We start from the raw sequence: 19,715 nt of genomic DNA, 5'->3' as shown, positions 1-19,715 counted from the left end.
TTAGTCCTCCTCAGAACCGGAATCGGTTTCGGTTTCGATCTCGTCAAATTCGTCTTCGTTGATCACACCCGCCGCCTTGCGTTGGCGCAGCATTTCCTTGATCAATTCGTCGGTCAGCACAAGCTTGGCATCAGACAGCCAGTCGAACTCAAGCCCGATGGTGCCTTCTTCGACGTTGATCAGAACCTCGTTATTCTCGACACCCGCAAGCACGCCCTTGAACCGCCTGCGCCCCTCGATAAGCTCGGCTGTCTCGATCTTGGCCTCATAGCCCTCGAAGGTCTCGAAATCCTTGAGCCGGGTCAGTGGCCGGTCGATACCGGGGCTCGACACTTCAAGCGTATAGGGGTCGGTGATCGGGTCTTCGACATCCAGAACCGCGCTCACGGCGGTGCTGATCTTGCCGCAGTCATCCACTTCGATGCCGCCCTCGGGGCGCTCTGCCATGATCTGAAGCGTGTGGGTCTTGCCGCTCATGAGACGCACGCGCACAAGCTCATACCCCAGATCCTCGATCACGGGGGTGATGATCTCCGCCATCCGGCGGTCAATCGCAGCTTTGGCAATCAGGTCGTTTGTCATCTCGTCCAAGCACAAAAAAACGGGCGCGCGGCCCGTCGAAATTAATCCGGTGGGCTTTCGGAGTGGACCCGAGAGCGCCGCTGTTGAAAGCCATATACGCCGGTTGCCCCGAGTCTGCAAGTCCTGCGTGAAAAGATTCCCGCCCTAGCCGAATTGCGCCTGCCAAGAGGGCAGGACATCGCCCGGCGCGGGGCTTGCCGCATAAATCGCGCGGGCAATCGCGCGCGCCATCGCGGTGGCCGCCGCATGGCCAAGCAACAGCGTCTCGGCAATCGGATCGCCCATCGCCCGCGCACCGGTTGAGGCGGCAAAAATGAGGTCGCCATCCATCGGCGTGTGCGACGGCACAAGGGCGCGGGCAAACCCGTCATGCGCGGCGGTGGCAAGGCGGGTGCATTGCGCCTGCGTCAGGGTGGCATCGGTGGCCACGATCCCGATGGTGGTATTAGCATGCTGCGAGAGCTTGGTCAGCGGTAGCGCAGCCGCGTCATAACGCGGCGCGGGGCCAAACCCGCCAAACTCTTCACCAATCTCGAACGGCGCGGCCCAGAAATGCGGCCCCTCGCCCACAATGGCAGAGCCAAGCGCGTTGACCGCCACAAGTGCGCCCACCACCGCCCCCGATGGCAACACGACCGAGGCCGAGCCAAGGCCGCCCTTTAGCGTCGCGGTGGACGCACCCGTGCCTGCGCCAAAGCTGCCGATGTGAAACCCCACGGCGGCATTACCAAGCGCCTCGGCGCCAAGCGCCTTATAGGGATTTTCGGCCCAATCCTTGGCGCCGCCATTCAGAAGGTCAAACAGGATCGCCCCCGGCACGATCGGCACGCGGATATCGCCCACCGCAAAGCCGCGCCCCATGGCGCGCAAGCCGTCCGCCACGCCCGACGCCGCATCAAGCCCGAAAGCCGACCCGCCCGACAGCACCAGCGCATCGACCTGTTCCACCGTCTTGTCAGGCGCCAGCAAATCAGTCTCGCGGGTGCCCGGCGCGCCACCCATCACATGCACCCCGGCGGTAAAAGGCACATCGCCCAGCATCACCGTGGCGCCGGTCCTTATCTGCGCGTCCTGCGCATTGCCAACGCGCAGCCCCGGCACATCGGTAATAAGGTTACGCGGACCGGGGCGCATCACAGCACGACCTTGACCGCAGCAGTTTCCGGATCGCCGGTATTGGGGGTGCCGCGCGGCTCGATCAGCAAAAGATGCGCTTCTTTCCGGGCCACCGGGCGATGCTCGACCCCTTTGGGCACGACAAACAACTCACCCTTGCCCAAGGCCACCGTCCGGTCACGCATTTCGATGTCGATCTCGCCTTCAAGCACAAGGAAAAGGTCATCGGTATCGGGGTGACTGTGCCAGTTGAATTCGCCCTCGACCTTGACCACCATGACATCATTTCCGTTGTAGTCGGCAACGATATGCGGGCTCCAATGCGCCGAGAAGGCCGCCAGTTTCTCGGCCAGATTCGCCTTGGTCATGAGTACCCTCCATTTTACGGCCAAGCCTAGCGGGAATTATCTTGATTATGAACTTGATTCAGTGGGCTAAGAGTTTGCGCGGCACAACAGCGTCGCCCGCTGATCCGAAGACGGGCATTTCCACCCGAGCCACCCTGAGCGTCGGGACATGCCTCTGACACCAAAATGGCGAAAACCGCCGCGGGCTATGGCGTTGTGCCACCACTTGCGCCCGTCTAGCCAAGTGCGGCAAGTCTTTCAAAGAACCCCAGAACCTCGGCCTCGGTGGCGCGCTCAATCGCCCCGTCAGAGACCTCTTGCCTGCTCCAGACCCAGCTTTGCGCCGGATCATCAAGCATCGACCAGGTCGGGAACATGCGCTCTTTAACCCTGCGGTGCACAATCCTGCGCATATTGGTGTGCCGGTCATCGCGATTAATCCGCTCGTATGCCGCTTCGACCATTTCCGGCGGACCTTCCAAAAGCTGAAGGTAGGGATCATCACGCACAATCAGCGCACCCGTCACATCATTCCGGGTATTGCCGCGACGCGCATCCAAAAGAATTCCCGCCAGCATCGCCTCGTCAAACCCAAAGGGCTGCGAGGCGTAGATCATTTGCAAAAGCGCCATGGACTGCTCCTTTTACCTGTCACCTTAGGGGGTCGCAAACACCCTGTCGATCCGGGATTTGTGCCATGGTAAGCGGTGCGCTCAGGGTAGTAAAATCCGTAGGGTGGGTGAAACCCACGCTATTCTTACAAGACCGATGGCAAAGAACGAGTCACCTCGATGCGGTGGGTTTCACCCACCCTACGTGCATTCGATACCCTGCGCAAAACCGCAAAGTCGCCTCTACCGCGACAACCCACCATGCAGCGTCGGCACGTCCAGCGACGCAAACCCGTAATGCCGCAACCAGCGCAGGTCTGAATCAAAGAACGCCCGCAAATCCGGGATGCCATATTTCAGCATCGCGATCCGGTCGATCCCCATGCCAAAGGCAAAGCCCTGCCATTCATTGGGGTCGATATTGCCGGCCTCAAGCACCTTGGGGTGCACCATCCCACTTCCCAAGATCTCAAGCCAGTCATCACCCTCGCCCACCTTGAGTGTGCCACCCTCCCACGAACAACGGATATCGACCTCGGCCGACGGCTCGGTGAACGGGAAATGCGAGGCGCGAAAGCGCAACTCGACATCATCAACCTCGAAAAACGCCTTCACGAACTCTTCCAGCACCCATTTGAGGTTGGCCATGCTGATATCCTTGTCGATCGCCAGACCCTCGATCTGGTGAAACATCGGCGTGTGGGTCTGGTCGTAATCGGCGCGGTAAACACGGCCTGGTGCGATCACCCGAAGGGGCGCGCCCTGCGCCTGCATCGTGCGGATCTGAACCGGGCTTGTATGGGTGCGCAACACATGCGGCGGGCGGTCATCGCCGGGCGCGCGATGGGTGTAAAACGTGTCCATCTCGGCGCGCGCCGGATGATGACCCGGAATGTTGAGCGCGTCGAAATTGAACCAGTCGCTCTCGACCTGCGGCCCCTCGGCCACGGCGAAACCCATATCGGCGAAAATCGCGGTCACCTCTTCGGTGACCTGGCTGACCGGGTGGATCGTGCCCACCCGACGGTGCCGCGCAGGCAGGGTAACATCCATCCATTCGGCGCGCAAACGCTCGTCAAGGGCGGCATCGGCAAGCCCCTGCTTCTTGGCGGCCAGGGCGCTGTTGATCTCATCCTTGAGCGCGTTAAGCTTGGGACCGGCCACCTGCCGTTCCTCGGCGCTCATCTTGCCAAGCTCTCGCATCTGAAGGCTGATCTCACCCTTCTTGCCCACGGCCTGCACACGCAAATCCTCTAGCGTGGCCTCATCGGCGGCATTGGCAATCAGGTTGATATATTTGTCTCTGAGATCATCCATCGGTCTTATCCAAATCGTGCGGGTCAATGGCGGGTTACCCCGGCTGGGCGTTTAGCGCAAGTGACTGGCATACTGAGCGGTGAATTCTGCATACCCCTCAGCTGTAACACCAAGATGATCGCGCATCTGCGCATGCAACATCGGCAACTTGTGAAACGGCACCTGCGGCAATGTGTGATGCTCGGTGTGATACGGCATGTTCCAGGCCAGAAACCGTACAATCCGGTTGGTAAAGGTGGTGCGCGTGTTCTCGAACATATTGGCCACAAAGGCACAGCGGCCATGCTCCGCCAAAAGATACAACCGCAAGAACGGCTGCCCCAAAAGACAGGGCAACAGCCAGACCCACACCAAAACCGGCGTGACCAAAAGACTAAGCACCGCCAGCCCGTAAAGCGCCAGCATAACGCGCGCCTCCCGCCTTACCCGCCCCCTTGCCATCTCGGGCACATAATCGCCCGGATCACGCCCTATCGCATTGCCGACAAGCTGCCGGATCATGCCCGCCCAATAAGGCAGGCCTGACACATGGATCAGATAAGCCATTCGCGTCTCGGGCTTCCCGCCCGGCCCAAGCTCGGGGTCTTTACCGGGAATATTGGTGAACCGGTGATGCGCCAGATGAAAATAGCGGAACCACTCGAAAGGCAGCACAAGTAAAAGCCCCGCACTCCGCCCCACCCACTCATTTAACCAAACGGATCGAAACGGCGTCTTATGGGTGGCCTCATGCTCCAGCGTGAACAGAAAACAGATCGCAATCCCCTGCCCCACCAGCGCCACAGGCCACGCTGCCCAGCCCTGCGTGATCCAGAGACCAAACACCACAATCACCGCCAGATGCCCGGCAAGATGCCAAAGCCCCGGCACATCCTCGGTTTCATTTAAGGCGGCCAGCGTATCGCGTGGCAAAGCCGCGACAAAATTCTTGTGATCCATCCCAAAAGCCTATGCAGAACTGCGGGTACAAACCAGCCCCTGGCTTCTTCTTGGTCCAAATACTCATCCCGATCCAACCTGCCCCTTTGAGGGCGCGGGGTGGGCGGGTGGGAGCGCCCTCAAAGGGGCATTTTCACACCACACCCTCAGGCGAAGTGCGTCGCGCCAAAGGCCTGTTGGCGCACGTCTTCGGGGGCCTCACCGTACTTTAGAACAAACCATTTCTTCATCAGCGTGACATTTGAAAACCCACAGGCCACCGAAACCTCGTTCATCGACAAGGCCGTTTGCCCCAACAACCGGCGCGCCCGGTCAAGCCGCAGATCGCGATAAACGTTCAACGGCGTTTGGCGCAGAAGGTCCCGAAACCCGCGTTCAAGCTTGCGCGCGCTCACCCCGAGCAAATCGGCGATCTGCCCGACGCTTAGCGTATCTTCCAGATGCTCAAGCATGATCTGAAGCGCCGCATTAAGCGTTGCGTCCCCCTGCGCAAGCCGCAGATAGCGCAGATGCTCCCCCGGCGGGGCCTCGCTCCCCGGCTCACTCAGGCCCAGATATCGCGACAGGCTGGCGCGGGTAAATTCGCCATCGCGCGCCCCGACAAGCTCGACCATCATCCACACGGCGGCGGCGGGGCTGACGGCACTGCTCAGCGCCTTGTGATGACAGGTGGTCTGATCGCTAAACTCGATCCGGCGGCTTGTCTCCTGCACCCCGGCGCGAAAATCAGGATGCACCGCCAATTGGCGCGCCCCCAGAACGCCCGCTGCCAGCGGCACAAACACCGCCGAGCCCACAAGACAAAGCCGCGCGGCATTGCGGATTGCCCGGCGCAAATCGGCAAGATCGTCGGTGACCGGTCGCCATGCCGTCTCAATCCCGCCCACAAGCACAAGCGTCTGATCCGGGCCACAGCCATCGATCTGCGCAAGGCCGCGCGCGCCGCAGACATGATCCCAACAATAGCTGTCGCGCCCCAAAAGCCGGTTGGCAGAGCGCAGCACATCAATACAGGCCTCGGCGGCAAACGCCATGTCCTGACCTTGCGACACGAACAGAAAATCACCCGAAAGACTACGCCTTGCATGGATCGGCGCGGCGGCCTCGGCGCGATCAGGTGTCAGCGTTTCAATATACATGGTGACCTTCCTTTCCTGTCTTGCCTGTCGTTTGCCCCGCGACCCGTCAGGCGATATTGCTCAACGAGGTTTCGATCGCATGCAGGAACGAACCCGCAGACGAACTGCCCGACATCAGGCGATAGGCGTCATCCCCGGTGCGAATGATAAGCGTGCCAAGATGCTCCATCATGGTGCGGGCACTATCGCCGAGCGCAAAGGCATCGGGATGCAGATCAATCGGGCAAATCCGCTCCAGCGCGCGGCGCGCATTCTGCCCCGAAAGATCAAGCGCGACCCAGACATCGGTCTGATCGGTGGTATAGGCGGCGCCCTTGAGGCGCGCGGCCACCACCCGTTCGGCATCCGGCGTGGGATGGGTAAAGATCACGAAGGCAGAATCGCTGCCCAAGCGGACAATCCGGGCGCCATCCTTGGCAAGGCTCGATTTGCCGACCTCGGGCAAGGCCACGCCAAAGGCGGTCTTGATCGCCTTCTCGGCGGCTTTTTCCGCACCAAGCGGCAGGGCAACCGACACGACCGCAAGATCGGCAGGTGCCAAAAGACGGGTCTGCGCGATGGTGATATCGGTGCCCGCAAGCGGGGCGGCGGGGGTCAGGCTATACTCAGGCACGAAGACGCTCTCCTTCGGGATCAATGAAATGCGCCGAGACGATCTCGACCTCCATTTCGGTGCCGTGAACCGGGCTTACGGCGCGCACGATCTCGCCCATGCGGGTATCGCCGTTCTTGATGAACCCAAGGCCGACGGAATGCTCAAGGCTTGGCGAATAGGCCACCGACGACATCCAGCCCTGATCGTTATCCATGTTCGCCACATCGCCCTTGGTGATGAAATGCGACCCGGCAATCAGCCCGCGATCACGATCCACCGGGCGGAACCCGACCAGCTTTACGGCATCCTCACGCACCATCTCGGGGCGTTGCGACAGCACGTTGCCGATGCATTCTTTGGTCTGGCTGACCATCCGGCCCATGCCAAGGTTATGCGCGGTGGTCTGACCGTTTAGCTCGTTGCCGGCCGCATGCCCTTTTTCGATCCGCATCACGCCAAGCGCCTCGGTGCCATAGGGCGTCGCGTCAAACTCTTGCCCCGCCTGCATCAGAACATCCATCATCGCATTGCCATAGCGCGCAGGCACCGCGACCTCATAGGCAAGCTCGCCCGAGAACGAGATCCGGAAAAGCCGCGCCGGGGTGCCGTTGCAAACCGTGACCTCGCCGCAGGCCATGAAGGGAAACGCCTCGTTCGAGAGATCATGCGCTTCGTCCACCACCTTGCGCAAAAGGTTGCGTGCATTGGGCCCGGCAACGGCGAATTGTGCCCAGCCATCGGTGGTCGAGATAAGATGCACATCCATATCCGGCCAGAGACACTGGCGCGCGAATTCAAGCCGGCGGAACACCAGAACCGCATTGGCGGTGGTGGTGGTCATCACAAAGTGGTTCTCCGACATCCGCGCTGTGGTGCCATCGTCATAGGCAATCCCATCCTCGCGCAGCATCAGCCCATAGCGCACCCGGCCCACGGCCAGCTTGGCAAAGCCATTGGCATAGACCCTGTTGAGAAACGCGGCGGCATCCTTGCCCTGCACATCAATCTTGCCGAGCGTGGTCACATCGCAAATCCCAACCGACTTGCGCGTCGCCAGAACCTCACGATCCACCGAATCGCGCCAGCCCTTTTCGCCGGGCCGCGCAAACCACTGCGCCCGAAGCCAGTTGCCAACCTCGACAAAGGTCGCGCCGTTTTCCTTGGCCCAGTTATGGCTTGGCGTCAGGCGATAGGGCCGGAAATCGCGACCGCGCGAGCGCCCGCCAAGAGCGCCAATCGGCACCGGCGTATAAGGCGGGCGGAAAATCGTGGTGCCGGTTTCAGGGATCGTCTTGCCGGTGCATTCCGCCATGATCGCCAGCGCCGGGATATTCGCGGTCTTGCCCTGATCGGTGGCCATGCCAAGCGTGGTATAACGCTTGAGATGCTCGACCGAACGAAACCCTTCGCGATGCGATTGCTTGACGTCCTTGACCGTCACATCGTTCTGAAGGTCCAGCCAGCCGCGCTTGGTGCTTTCGCGCACATGCCAATAGGGCACGCATTCGCGCGGCTCGTCCTCGGCACGGGGCAGGTCGGCTTTGCCGGGTTTATATCCAAGCGCCTCGATCTGGGCATTGGCGGCGCTTTGGCCCTCGGCCAGGGCCGCGGCCAGCGTCATCGCGCCATTTGCGGCGCCCGCAACGGCCATCCCCGGCGGAAGATCATGCCCCGGCACAAAGGCCGAGATATCATCACGCCATGTCGGGCGACCGCGTTGGTGACAGGTCAGGTGCACATTCGGGTTCCACCCGCCAGAGACTGCAAGGCAATCGACCGGGATCACCTGACCGTCAGTCAGGGTGACCGATTTCAAGCCCTTGCGCCCGACCGTATCAACCACGCCCGCATTGCGGATATGGCGCGCGCCGGGGACGTCACAGACCGCAGCCGCGTCGCGCACGTCGATGATCGCGGGCACATGCACGCCCTTGGCCACAAGATCGGCCGCCGTGCGCCAGCCGTCATCATTGTTGGTAAACACCGCAACCTGCTGACCGGGTGTCACGCCATAGCGGTTGGCATAAGAGCGCACCGAACCGGCCAGCATCACGCCGGGGCGGTCGTTGTTGCCAAAGGCAATTGGGCGTTCGGTGGCACCCGCCGCCAGAACCGCGCGCTTTGACGTCACCCGCCAGAGGATCTGGCGCGGTTTGCCGCCCGAGGTTGCAAGATGATCGGTGCACCGCTCCAGCGCGCCGTAAACGCCGTGATCATAGGCGCCATAAACCGTGGTGCGCGCCATCAGGCGGACGTTATCCATCGCGGCCAGTTCGACCAGCGCCTCTTTGGCCCAATCGGCGCCGGTCATGCCGCCCACCTCAAGCGTTTCGGAATTGAGCCGCCCGCCAAGGGTAAAGTCCTCATCCGCGAGAATAACCCGCGCGCCCGCGCGCCCCGCCGTGAGCGCCGCCATAAGGCCCGTCGGCCCGGCGCCAATCACAAGCAGATCGCAATGCAGATAGCCCTTGTCATAGATGTCAGGATCTTCCTGCATCGACAGGCGGCCAAGGCCGGCCGATTTGCGGATGATCGGCTCGTAGAGCTTTTCCCAGAACGCCCGCGGCCACATGAAGGTTTTATAATAAAACCCCGCCGACAGGAACGGCGACATGAAATCCGTCACCGCCATCAGGTCATAGTCAAGCGAGCCGCGATGGTTCTGGCTATTGGCTTGCAGCCCATCATACAGCTCTGTCACTGTGGCGCGTGTGTTGGGTTCCTGGTGCGCGCCGCTGCGCAGCTCTACCAGGGCGTTCGGCTCTTCCGAGCCGGCGGTGAAAATCCCGCGCGGGCGGTGGTATTTGAACGACCGCCCGACCAGACGCTGGGCATTGGCCAAAAGCGCCGAGGCCAGCGTATCGCCGGGATGCCCGCGCATCTCCTTGCCGTTGAAGGTGAACTTGAACTCTGCCGCGCGGTCGATCTGACCGCCGCTGATCCGGTTGATCTGGCTCATTTGCTGCGTCCCTTTGCCCGGGCCACATCGCGGGCCATCTCGACAGACGTTATTTCATGGGTAACCGTGTCGCGGGTCACCAAGAGCCAAGAGCGGTCGCCCTGTTCGTGATACCAAAGCTCGGCATGCTTGCCCGCCGGATTGTCACGCAGATAGCCGTATGCATGGAACGCTTCGGCGGCATCGGCGGCTTGCCAGTCGGGCCGCTCTATCAGGGCGGCATCGCCGAGATAGACGAATTCGGCGGCATCGCGGGGGCCAAGAAGGGGGTGATTGATGATCATGCGTCCGGGCCCTTTGTCAGCGGTTGGACTTGAGTATTTTTGGAAAGATGAAAGGTCATATGCGCTCGCCTCAATGCAGGTTGGGCTGATTGCCCTGACCTTTTTCGTCGATCAGGTTGCCGCGCTTGAACCGATCAAGCCGCATTTGCGTGGCCACCGGATGGGGCGTGTCCTTGGCAAGAAGATGGGCATAGCACATGCCGCTGGCAGGCGTGGCCTTGAACCCGCCATAGCACCAGCCGCCGTTGAAATAGAGCCCGTCGATATCGGTCTTGTCGATGAAGGGAGAACCGTCCATCGACATATCCATGATGCCGCCCCAGCTTCGCAAGAGGCGGGCGCGCCCGATCATCGGCATGATCGCCATGCCGCCCTCGGCGACGTCCTCTACCACCGGCAGATTGCCGCGTTGAGCGTAAGAGTTATAGCCGTCGATATCGCCGCCAAAGACCAGCCCGCCCTTGTCAGACTGGCTTACGTAGAAATGGCCCGCGCCAAAGGTGATCACGCCGGGCAGAACCGGTTTGAGGCCCTCGGTCACGAAGGCCTGCAAGACATGGCTTTCGATCGGCAGGCGCATGCCCGCCTGCGCCATCACGCGGCCCGAAGAGCCGGCAACACAGACCGCCACCTTCCGCGCGCGAATGGCGCCGCGGCTTGTCTGGACACCGCGGCATTTGCCGTTCTCAATGTCAAAGCCGGTCACCTCGCAGTTCTGGATGATATCGACGCCGCGCTCATCCGCGCCGCGCGCATAGCCCCAGGCCACCGCATCATGGCGCACCGTGCCGCCGCGCCGCTGAAACAAGCCGCCCTTGATCGGGAAGCGCGCGTTTCCATAGTCAAGAAACGGCAATTCGGCGCGCAGCTGATCGGCGGTGGCAAGCTCGGCGTCGGCACCCGCAAGGAACATCGCGTTGGCGCGGCGCACGAAGGCATCACGCTGTGCATCGGTGTGAAACAGGTTCAGGATCGACCGCTGGCTGACCATGGCATTATAGTTGAAATCCTGTTCAAGCCCCTCCCAGAGCTTGAGCGACATTTCATAAAACGGTTCATTGCCCGGCAGCATGTAATTCGAGCGGATGATCGTGGTGTTGCGCCCGATATTGCCCGAGCCGATCCAGCCCTTTTCCAGAACCGCAATGTTGCGCATCCCGAATTCGCGGGCGAGATAATAGGCGGTTGCAAGACCATGACCACCGCCGCCGATGATCACGATGTCATATTCCGGTTTTGGATCGGACTCGCGCCAGACAGGTTTCCAACCTTTGTTCCCGGTCAGCCCCTCGCGGAGAATTTTTAAGGCAGAGTAGCGCATGAGCCAAAGAATCCTGTTGATGTCCTTGATCCAGCATCGCGGTTTATCTGGCAATAGACTTGCCTGAAAAAGCCAATTACATATCCAGTATGGACAAGACCCCGCAAATCCGAACAAAGCCGCTTCGAATCGGCATTCTGCCGATCGAGGGCTTTGCGCTTATGTCTTATGCCGCCACAACCGAGCCCTGGCGCGCCGCGAACCTTTTGGCCGGGCGCACGCTTTACGAGGTGATCAACATCGCTGCCACGGCCATGCCGGTCGCAAGCTCGGGGGCTGCGGAAATCAAGCCTCAGGCAAGCCCTCGCGACGATCTGCGGCTTGATTACCTCTTTGTTGTCGCGGGGGGCGATCCGGCCCTTTATCCGGGGCGCGCCATGTCCGCCTGGCTGACGCGACAGGCGCGCGCCGGGGTGGTCATGGGCGGCGTGTCGGGCGGGCCGATCATCTTGGCGCGCGCCGGGCTTATGGCCGGGCGACGGATGACGGTGCATTGGGAATATGCCAGTGCCCTGGCGGAAATCTCGCCGCATCTGATGGTTGAACGGACGCTTTACGTGATTGATCGCGACCGGATGACCTGTGCCGGGGGCACCGCGCCGATGGACCTGATGCATGCGCTAATCGCCCAGCATCACGGCACCGATTTCGCCCGCCACGTCAGCGATTGGTTTATGCATACCGAGATTCGCCCCCCGACCGGCCCACAGCGGTCCGGGCTGGTCGAGAGGGTGGGCACCCATGCTCCGGCCATTCTTGACGCGGTCGAGGCGATGGAAGGCAATATCGCCGACCCTCTGTGCCTTGAACAGCTTGCTAAGCTGGCGCGGCTCTCGACCCGGCAGCTCAACCGGTTGTTTCAGGACAAGCTTGGCCAGACGACGATGGGATACTACCGCGAATTACGGCTGGAGCGGGCGCAGAACCTGTTGCGTAATTCGGCGCTACCGCTGACCGAGGTCGCGCTTGCGACGGGCTTTGCCAGTTCCTCGCATTTCTCGCGGGCCTATAGCGCGCAGTTTGGTGAGGCGCCGTCGCGCTATCGCCAGACCTAAAAGGCAGGATCAGACCCTAATCCGGCCGACCTTTGGCGCCGTCCGCCTTGAGCAGCGCCTCGATATTGGCGAGCCGCCCCATGACCTCGTCGCGATAACTGTCGGTTCTTTCGACGTTTTCGGCATGATGCGCATCCTGCATCGAGTTCACAATCAGACCGACCAGAAGGTTCACCACGGCGAATGTGGTAACCATGATGAAAGGCACGAAAAACGCCCAGGCATAGGGGAACACCTCCATCACCGGGCGCACGATTCCCATCGACCAGGATTCAAGTGTCATGATCTGAAACAGCGAATAGGCAGAGCGCCCCAGATCACCGAACCACTCGGGGAAATGCGCGCCGAAAAGCTTGGTCGCCATGACCGAACCGATGTAAAACAGCATCCCCATCAACAGAAACACCGACCCCATCCCCGGCAGGGCATTGACCAGCCCCTCGACCACCCGGCGCAAGGACGGCGCCACCGACACCACCCGCAAAAGCCGCAGAATGCGAAGCGCGCGCAGCACCGAAAGGCCCTGCGTGGCCGGCACAAGAGAGATGCCGACAATCACGAAGTCAAAGATATTCCAGCCGCGCGAGAAAAACCCGGCCACACCGCGGGCAAAAAGCTTGGCCGCGATTTCAACGACAAAGACCGCAAGACAAAGCTGATCCAGCAGGGTGATAAGCCCGCCGACCCGGTCCATGATCGGGGCCGAGGTTTCCATCCCGAGGATTATCGCATTGAAAAGGATGACCCCAAGAATGAAGTTCTGAACACTGGATTGATCGAGAAAACTGCCGACGCGAGTGCGAGAAATCATGGGCCTGCCTGTATATCCTGCCTGAAATGCTTGGCCCACATATGGGCGCACATTGGCAAAGCTGCAAGCCGCGACGCGCTAGTCCTTGGCGCGTGCAAGCATGCGGCCAAGCGGACGACCGCCGAGGATATGCAGGTGGAAATGCGGCACCTCTTGCACGCCATGCTCGCCGGCATTGCTTATGCTTCGAAACCCGTCGCCGTCTTCGCCCGGTTGCACGCCGCTCAGGCGGCAAACCTCGCCCACGGCGCGGGTGAAATCAACGATTTCGGCGTCCGTGGCGGCAAGCGCAAAATGATCATGACAGACATAAGGCCCTTTCGGGATCACCAGCACATGCACCGGCGCCTGTGGCGCGACGTCATGAAACGCAAGGCTATGCTCGGTTTCCAGAACGGTCTTGTTGGGGATTTCGCCGCGCAGGATCTTGGCGAAAATGTTCTGGTCGTCATAGGCATAGGGCATGGCTGTCCTCAGTCTGCAAAAAGGTGATCTTGTTGGGTGATTTCCTGCGCCTTTTCGCGCGAGATATCAAGGAAGCGCACCAGAAGATCGGCATGCTGATCGCGCTCGTCGGATTCGCGCAGGATCAGGTGGTTTTCAAAATCGGCATCCCGAATGCTGTCGCTTTCATAGGTCATGTCACCCCGGATCGTCGGCAAAAGCCGCTCAAGCGTATCCTCGGGCGTTTGTTCACCGGCCAATCCGACGCGCATGGCGTGCCCGATAAGGTACTCATCGGTGAAATCGCACTGCACCTCCAAAAGCTTGGTGGTCGCGCGATCCCCACAAAAATCCTGCAACAGGTCGATGCTTCCAGGGTCCATGCAGACGATAAGGCGGTCGGTTTCATAGTAATCGAACAGCATCCGCATCAAGGCACGGCGATGGCGCGTGCGTTTGGCCAGCGTGCCCTGAATTCCGCCAAGGTCCGGCAGCGCCGTGCTCTCTTCGTTAAACAGGTACTCGATCGCGGGCAGGTTCGTGACCTGACGAATCCGCTCCATCAGACGCTTGGCCACATGCCATTTCTTGCAGACCACGATCATCAACTCGCGCTCGCGGCCAAGGCTGCTTTCGGTTTCCCAGAACCGGCTTGCAAAACGCCGCCCGTCACGGCCGCGCGCCGACAGGAACTTGAACAGGCTGCGCCCCTCGTCGGAAATCTGGAAGGTCGCGTTGTCATTGGCATAAAGCGTGCCAAGACGGCGCTTGAGCTCTAGTGCTTCGGGGCTGATCTTGCGGGTAAATAGATAATCCTGACCCAGCAAAAGATCGTAGTGATCGTTATAAAAGGTCACCGGCATGCCGTAATCGGTGAACATCAAGAAGGTCAGGGTTCGGGTGCTTATCTCTTTTTCCGGCACGAGATGACGCACCAGGGTCTGAAAAAATGTCTCATCCGGAATCCAGGTCGTGCGAAAGAACCGCATCACATCGCGGCGTTTGCGCGTAAAGTCGATGATCCACTCGATGGTGCGCCGACGCAGGCACCACCACTGGCTTCCGATCTGAACCTGGACATCACGCGGTATCTCGCGGGTCAGGCCAAGCTTGGTTTGCAGGTTGTACGAGGCATAAAACCTCTTTGGCTGAGTGCGCTCATTAAAGAAGTGGCGATAAATCAGCCGTTCCTCCTTCATCCCGGTCTTGATCCAGTCGCTTTCGAAATAATCAAAGCTTTCGATGTAATCGACATCCGAAGAATCCAGAAACTCATGCGCATAGCTGGCGGATTTGATCGGCGCGCAATCGCCCGACAGCATGTAGAAATGCGTGGCGCGCGGAAAGGCATCAACGGCGGCCTCGACGGCATAAAGCGTGGCCTGAACAAGCGACCATTCACCCCAGCCGCATTTGATCCGCTTCCTGGCAAACACCACGTTGGGATTGTCGCCAAGTTCTGTTTTGATCTGTTCGAAATGCTCGGGCTTGGCGCGGGCATCGAAATGGATCGCGATGTAATCGCCCACGGCCGTCAGCATCTCTGCCTGTCGAACAATCGCCTCGGGGTCTTTATGGCACAAAAGGATGAACGCTATTTTTGCCATATTAGAAACGATTCAACCCTGAGTTCATAGATTGTCTATAGCAATAGCGGTGAAGACAGTCTGAATAAACAGACTTTCTTTGGTTTTTTTAACCGGGTAGACATAATTAAAGCTGCAAAAAACAGGCAGCAGTGTGCGGAGGCAGTAAATATGGGGTTCCCAGGCACCTGGATGACCGAGAGTGAGAGCGTGGTTTACCGCGTTGTGCCGAAATGTGCGTGTTCGACAATTGGTCAGGCGCTTTATTATTCGGATCATGGCGCATTTTTTGACGGTGATATTCATGATGCTACCGAGGGTCTGCATAAATGGGCCCGCGAAGATAGCCAGAAGCTGATCAACGCGAACGTCAAAACCCACACCTCTTATGCGTTCACCTGTGTGCGCAATCCCTATACCCGCATCCTGTCGAGCTTTTTCGACAAGATCTGCGGCATTCAGCGCAACGGCAAACGCTATCGCGGCAAACTTGTTCCGACCCTGATCCAGAAGTACGGGATCGAGGTTGGCGGTGATGATGGCAAACAGGAATTTGACCAGATCAAGAGCTTTCGCCGTTTCCTTTTGTTTGCCCGCGACACCATCCGCTGGAAGCGCCCGATGGAGCCGGACATTCACTGGTCCGCCATGTCCGGGCATGTCTCGACCTTCATCGTGAACGGCGGCACCTATGACAAGATCTTCTGGACCGAAAAGTTCAACGAGGGCATGCGAGAGGTGCTCGATTCGATAAAGACCCCCAATAAGGTTGACCTCGAGAACATGCCGCGGTTCAACGAATCCGAGGGGCACGGCCCAAAGCGCGCCCATCCGGTCGAGGATTATTTCGACGACCTGTCGATGCACCTTGTCTATGAAATCTACAAACGCGATTTCGAAGTGTTCAAATATGACTTTGAGAATCCGGGTAACAAGATGCCGATCGGTGAAATAGATCTGGCAGAGGTGCACGCGAAACTGGGCGTTTAGCCCGCAATTCCTTGGGGAAACGATAGGGCTTTGCATTTGCCCCGAACTGGCGTATATGCCGCCCCATACATGCGCGTGATGCCCGCTCAGGCAAGAATCATATCCCCAGAGAGTGGGGGCCCGGTCTGGTATCGTTGCGCAACACAAACATATACCAAACCAATGCAAGGGTCTGATTCACATGGCTAATACGCCCCAATCCAAAAAACGCGCCCGTCAGAACGAAGCCCGTTTTGCCGTCAACAAAGCGCGCCGTTCGCGCATCCGCACCTTTCTGCGCAAAGTAGAAGAAGCAATCGCATCCGGCGACAAAGAGGCGGCAACCGCCGCTCTGCGCGCCGCTCAGCCCGAGCTGATGCGTGGCGTGACCAAGGGCGTTTTTCACAAGAACACTGCGTCACGCAAAGTGTCACGCCTTGCTGCACGGGTTAAGGCAATCGCCTGAACCGTCATTGAGCGCTAAACTATTGAACGCAAAAGGCACCGGGCCAACCGGTGCCTTTTTGTTTTTAAACCGTAAAAAAGCGCCCGATAGATTCTTTTCAGCCAAAGCCCCTGTCAAGCGCGAAGATCAGTTGCCCGCGCGCTTACGACTTTGCTAGTTTCGAAAGGCGATTCACGCTTGGGGGGACAGGCTAAATCGGTAACTGACCGCTTTTGACACAGAAGCCGTCGGATGCTGTAACTGGGCAATTTGCCCTGGCCATGTTCATTGCGTATGCATTTTATAAGGCACGTCAGGTGCACGGTTTTGGGACGAACCGTGATACCATTCTTGCGGCCTTTTGATATGCGTACAACTTTGTGAAAGAGGCTTGGAACCCGTTAACTTTGGTTAACGGTATGGTGTCTTTTGCAGGGTCCGATCCGGGATCGCAGACCAAAGCCAGCTGGCGTTGTCAGCCTGACATTTGGATGGTGTGAAGAGTCGCGGAACGGGGAAGCATGACACAAGATCAATGGGGCCAGTTGAAGCAGAAACTTCAGCAATCGGTTGGGCAAAGTAATTTCAAGAACTGGATCGAACCGCTGGAGTTTTCCAAACTCGCGGATGGCGTGGCAACATTTCATGTGCCGACCAGTTTTCTGGGCAATTACGTCTCACAGCATTTTGGGGATTTAATCCTCTATCAGATGAACGCGCTTGTATCCGACGTGCGCCGTATCCACTTTCAGGTGCCTGCCAACACCACCGAACGCCCGACACGGCCCGCGACGCGCACATCCCAGACCGGGGCCGGCAACGTTGCGTCCTCCGTTAGCGACAGCATGCTGCCAACCGCGCCGCTCGACGAGCGTTTTACCTTTGACACCTTCGTTGTCGGCAAGCCCAACGAGCTTGCCAATGCCGCCGCGCGCCGCGTCGCCGAGGGCGGGCCGACAACCTTCAACCCGCTGTTCCTTTACGGTGGGGTCGGCCTTGGCAAAACTCACCTGATGCACGCCATCGCATGGGAGCTTCAGACAAGCCGCCCGGACCTGAATGTCGTTTACCTGTCGGCGGAACAATTCATGTATCGCTTCGTGCAGGCCCTGCGCGACCGCAAGATGATGGATTTCAAGGAAATGTTCCGCTCGGTTGATGTTCTTATGGTCGATGACGTGCAATTCATCGCCGGCAAGGACAGCACTCAGGAAGAGTTTTTCCACACCTTCAACGCGCTGGTTGATCAAAACAAACAGATCGTGATTTCCGCCGACCGCGCCCCCGGCGAGATTGCAAATCTCGAAGAGCGGATCAAATCGCGCCTGCAATGCGGGCTGGTGGTTGATCTGCATCCGACCGATTACGAATTGCGCCTTGGCATCCTTCAATCCAAGGTCGAACGCCACCGCGAGCAGTATCCCGACCTGACCATGGCCGATGGCGTGCTTGAATTCCTTGCACACCGCATCAGCACCAATGTGCGCGTTCTCGAAGGCGCGCTGACCCGGCTGTTTGCCTTTGCCTCGCTTGTCGGCCAGCCGATCACGCTTGAACTGACCCAGGATTGCCTGGCCGATGTGCTGCGCGCGTCTGAACGCAAAGTCTCGGTCGAAGAGATTCAGCGCAAGGTCTCGGATCACTACAACATCCGCCTGAGCGACATGATCGGCCCCAAACGCCTGCGCAGCTTTGCGCGCCCGCGGCAGGTGGCGATGTTCCTGTGCAAACAGATGACAAGCCGCTCTTTGCCCGAAATCGGTCGCCGGTTTGGCGGGCGTGATCACACCACGGTCATGCATGGCGTCAAACGCATCGAAGAGCTGCGCATTCAGGATGCCCAGATCGCCGAGGATCTGGAGCTTTTGCGCCGCACACTTGAGGGCTAAGGACCGCGCTCGTCTGCCCGCGTCGGGCAGCCTCGCCCTTTGGGGCGGGGTCTGCTCTTGACGCGTCGATAAATACAGCCGAAAACGCAATAAAGCACTTGAGCCGCAGGGGGAAATTGATACCGTGCCCCTCCCGGCGCTAATCCGGCACCTATAGGGAGCGATGGTATGAAACTCAGCATCGAACGCGGCGCACTGCTTAAGGCCGTGTCACAAGCACAATCCGTGGTCGAGCGGCGCAATACCATTCCGATCCTCGCCAATGTCCTGATCGAGGCCGAAGGCAACTCTGTTCAATTCCGCGCCACCGATCTTGATATCGAAGTCGTCGACAAGGCCCCGGCCATGGTCGAGCGCGCCGGTGCGACCACCGTATCGGCGGTGATGCTGCACGAGATCGTGCGCAAGCTGCCCGATGGGGCGCTTGTCACGCTGGCCGATGACGGCACCGCCGGGCGCCTGACGGTTCAGGCCGGGCGATCGAATTTTAACCTTGCCACCCTGCCGAAGGAAGATTTCCCGGTAATGGCAAGCTCTGAATATGCCAGCAATTTCAGCGCCCCGGCGCCGGTTCTGCGGCGGTTGTTCGACAAATCCAAGTTCGCCATCTCGACCGAGGAAACCCGGTATTACCTGAACGGCGTCTACATGCATGTCTCTGACAGCGATGGCGGCAAGGTTCTGCGCTGTGTGGCCACCGATGGTCACCGCCTGGCGCGGATTGATGCCGACCTGCCCGAAGGGGCCACCGATATGCCCGGCGTGATCGTGCCGCGCAAGACCGTCGGCGAGCTGCGCAAACTGCTGGAAGACGACGACATGAAGATTGCCGTGTCGGTGTCGGAAACCAAGATCCGTTTTGCCACACCCGATATTACCCTCACCTCGAAGGTGATTGACGGCACGTTCCCGGATTACACCCGCGTTATCCCCCAGGGTAACACCCGCCGGATGGAAGTGGATGCCGCCGAATTCGCACAGGCCGTCGATCGCGTCGCGACCGTGAGTTCGGAGCGCTCGCGCGCCGTCAAGCTGTCGCTGGATGAAGACCGGCTTGTTCTGTCGGTCAATGCGCCCGACAGTGGTGCCGCAGAGGAAGAACTTGCCGTGGCTTACGGCGATGAGCGGCTTGAAATCGGCTTTAACGCCAAGTACCTGCTTGAAATCGCAAGCCAGGTTGACCGGGAAAATGCGGTGTTCCTGTTCAACTCGTCCGGCGACCCGACCCTGATGCGCGAAGGCAATGACACGACGGCGGTTTATGTCGTCATGCCGATGCGCGTTTAACACCTGTCGGAGCCTCCGG

19 protein-coding genes are annotated in these 19,715 nt (G+C 59.6%); 5 read left to right on the top strand and 14 right to left on the bottom strand.

The genetic code is table 11. The features are described from left to right. The 11 genes from rimP to BUB78_RS07180 form a co-directional block, all read right to left on the bottom strand. A complete protein-coding gene (rimP, locus tag BUB78_RS07230; RefSeq protein WP_073196632.1) occupies positions 1–582 on the bottom strand; it encodes a ribosome maturation factor RimP in 582 nt (193 codons plus the stop codon). A gap of 144 nt (positions 583–726) precedes the next feature. Continuing rightward, positions 727–1,716, bottom strand: a complete 990-nt coding sequence (locus BUB78_RS07225) for a P1 family peptidase (protein WP_073196563.1) — start codon at positions 1,714–1,716, stop codon at positions 727–729. Continuing rightward, positions 1,716–2,066 (bottom strand): cupin domain-containing protein, encoded by a 351-nt coding sequence (locus BUB78_RS07220; RefSeq protein WP_073196561.1) that lies wholly within the window; start codon positions 2,064–2,066, stop codon positions 1,716–1,718. Before BUB78_RS07220 ends, BUB78_RS07225 begins: the two co-directional genes overlap by 1 nt. 215 nt (positions 2,067–2,281) lie before the next feature. Further along, positions 2,282–2,677, bottom strand: coding sequence for a BLUF domain-containing protein (locus BUB78_RS07215; protein WP_073196559.1), 396 nt, complete (start codon positions 2,675–2,677; stop codon positions 2,282–2,284). Positions 2,678–2,899: 222 nt separating this feature from the next. Continuing rightward, positions 2,900–3,973 carry a phenylalanine--tRNA ligase subunit alpha gene (pheS, locus tag BUB78_RS07210; protein WP_073196557.1) on the bottom strand — a complete coding sequence of 358 codons (1,074 nt, stop codon included), beginning with the start codon at positions 3,971–3,973 and terminating at the stop codon, positions 2,900–2,902. A gap of 51 nt (positions 3,974–4,024) precedes the next feature. Then, the gene (locus BUB78_RS07205) at positions 4,025–4,912 is read right to left on the bottom strand and encodes a fatty acid desaturase family protein (protein WP_073196555.1); all 888 of its coding nucleotides are present in this window, start codon (positions 4,910–4,912) and stop codon (positions 4,025–4,027) included. Between the two features lie 146 nt (positions 4,913–5,058). After that, entirely contained in the window at positions 5,059–6,051 is a 993-nt protein-coding gene (locus BUB78_RS07200) for a helix-turn-helix domain-containing protein (RefSeq protein ID WP_073196553.1), read from the bottom strand. Between the two features lie 46 nt (positions 6,052–6,097). Further along, a complete protein-coding gene (locus BUB78_RS07195; protein WP_073196551.1) occupies positions 6,098–6,664 on the bottom strand; it encodes a sarcosine oxidase subunit gamma in 567 nt (188 codons plus the stop codon). Then, on the bottom strand, positions 6,657–9,605 hold the full coding sequence (locus tag BUB78_RS07190; RefSeq protein ID WP_073196549.1) for a sarcosine oxidase subunit alpha family protein: 2,949 nt from the start codon (positions 9,603–9,605) through the stop codon (positions 6,657–6,659). Before BUB78_RS07190 ends, BUB78_RS07195 begins: the two co-directional genes overlap by 8 nt. Next, a complete protein-coding gene (locus BUB78_RS07185; RefSeq protein WP_073196547.1) occupies positions 9,602–9,889 on the bottom strand; it encodes a sarcosine oxidase subunit delta in 288 nt (95 codons plus the stop codon). Before BUB78_RS07185 ends, BUB78_RS07190 begins: the two co-directional genes overlap by 4 nt. A gap of 70 nt (positions 9,890–9,959) precedes the next feature. Then, positions 9,960–11,210 (bottom strand): sarcosine oxidase subunit beta family protein, encoded by a 1,251-nt coding sequence (locus BUB78_RS07180; protein WP_073196629.1) that lies wholly within the window; start codon positions 11,208–11,210, stop codon positions 9,960–9,962. An 89-nt stretch (positions 11,211–11,299) separates the two neighbouring features. On the opposite strand from BUB78_RS07180, the gene BUB78_RS07175 reads away from it, so the two are divergent. After that, positions 11,300–12,265 (top strand): GlxA family transcriptional regulator, encoded by a 966-nt coding sequence (locus BUB78_RS07175; protein WP_084732791.1) that lies wholly within the window; start codon positions 11,300–11,302, stop codon positions 12,263–12,265. A gap of 16 nt (positions 12,266–12,281) precedes the next feature. On the opposite strand, the gene BUB78_RS07170 is transcribed toward BUB78_RS07175, so the two are convergent. The 3 genes from BUB78_RS07170 to BUB78_RS07160 form a co-directional block, all read right to left on the bottom strand. Continuing rightward, the gene (locus BUB78_RS07170) at positions 12,282–13,076 is read right to left on the bottom strand and encodes an ion transporter (protein WP_073196545.1); all 795 of its coding nucleotides are present in this window, start codon (positions 13,074–13,076) and stop codon (positions 12,282–12,284) included. A gap of 78 nt (positions 13,077–13,154) precedes the next feature. Next, on the bottom strand, positions 13,155–13,541 hold the full coding sequence (locus BUB78_RS07165) for an HIT domain-containing protein (protein WP_073196543.1): 387 nt from the start codon (positions 13,539–13,541) through the stop codon (positions 13,155–13,157). An 8-nt stretch (positions 13,542–13,549) separates the two neighbouring features. Next, positions 13,550–15,127, bottom strand: a complete 1,578-nt coding sequence (locus BUB78_RS07160; RefSeq protein WP_073196541.1) for a DUF5928 domain-containing protein — start codon at positions 15,125–15,127, stop codon at positions 13,550–13,552. 150 nt (positions 15,128–15,277) lie between these two features. Between BUB78_RS07160 and BUB78_RS07155 the strand changes: the two genes are divergently transcribed. From BUB78_RS07155 to dnaN, 4 genes are all read left to right on the top strand, one after another. Further along, on the top strand, positions 15,278–16,096 hold the full coding sequence (locus BUB78_RS07155; RefSeq protein ID WP_073196539.1) for a sulfotransferase family protein: 819 nt from the start codon (positions 15,278–15,280) through the stop codon (positions 16,094–16,096). Between the two features lie 181 nt (positions 16,097–16,277). Then, positions 16,278–16,541 carry a 30S ribosomal protein S20 gene (gene rpsT, locus BUB78_RS07150; protein WP_073196537.1) on the top strand — a complete coding sequence of 88 codons (264 nt, stop codon included), beginning with the start codon at positions 16,278–16,280 and terminating at the stop codon, positions 16,539–16,541. Between the two features lie 500 nt (positions 16,542–17,041). After that, positions 17,042–18,409 carry a chromosomal replication initiator protein DnaA gene (gene dnaA, locus BUB78_RS07145; protein WP_073196534.1) on the top strand — a complete coding sequence of 456 codons (1,368 nt, stop codon included), beginning with the start codon at positions 17,042–17,044 and terminating at the stop codon, positions 18,407–18,409. Positions 18,410–18,577: 168 nt separating this feature from the next. Continuing rightward, complete coding sequence (gene dnaN, locus BUB78_RS07140) at positions 18,578–19,696, top strand: DNA polymerase III subunit beta (RefSeq protein ID WP_073196532.1); 1,119 nt, start codon at positions 18,578–18,580, stop codon at positions 19,694–19,696. Positions 19,697–19,715 lie beyond the last annotated feature (19 nt).

The organism is Roseovarius marisflavi, from assembly GCF_900142625.1.
Lineage (GTDB): Bacteria > Pseudomonadota > Alphaproteobacteria > Rhodobacterales > Rhodobacteraceae > Roseovarius > Roseovarius marisflavi.
Note: the sequence above shows the minus strand (reverse complement) of the source record. Positions and strands in the feature narration are given on the sequence as shown.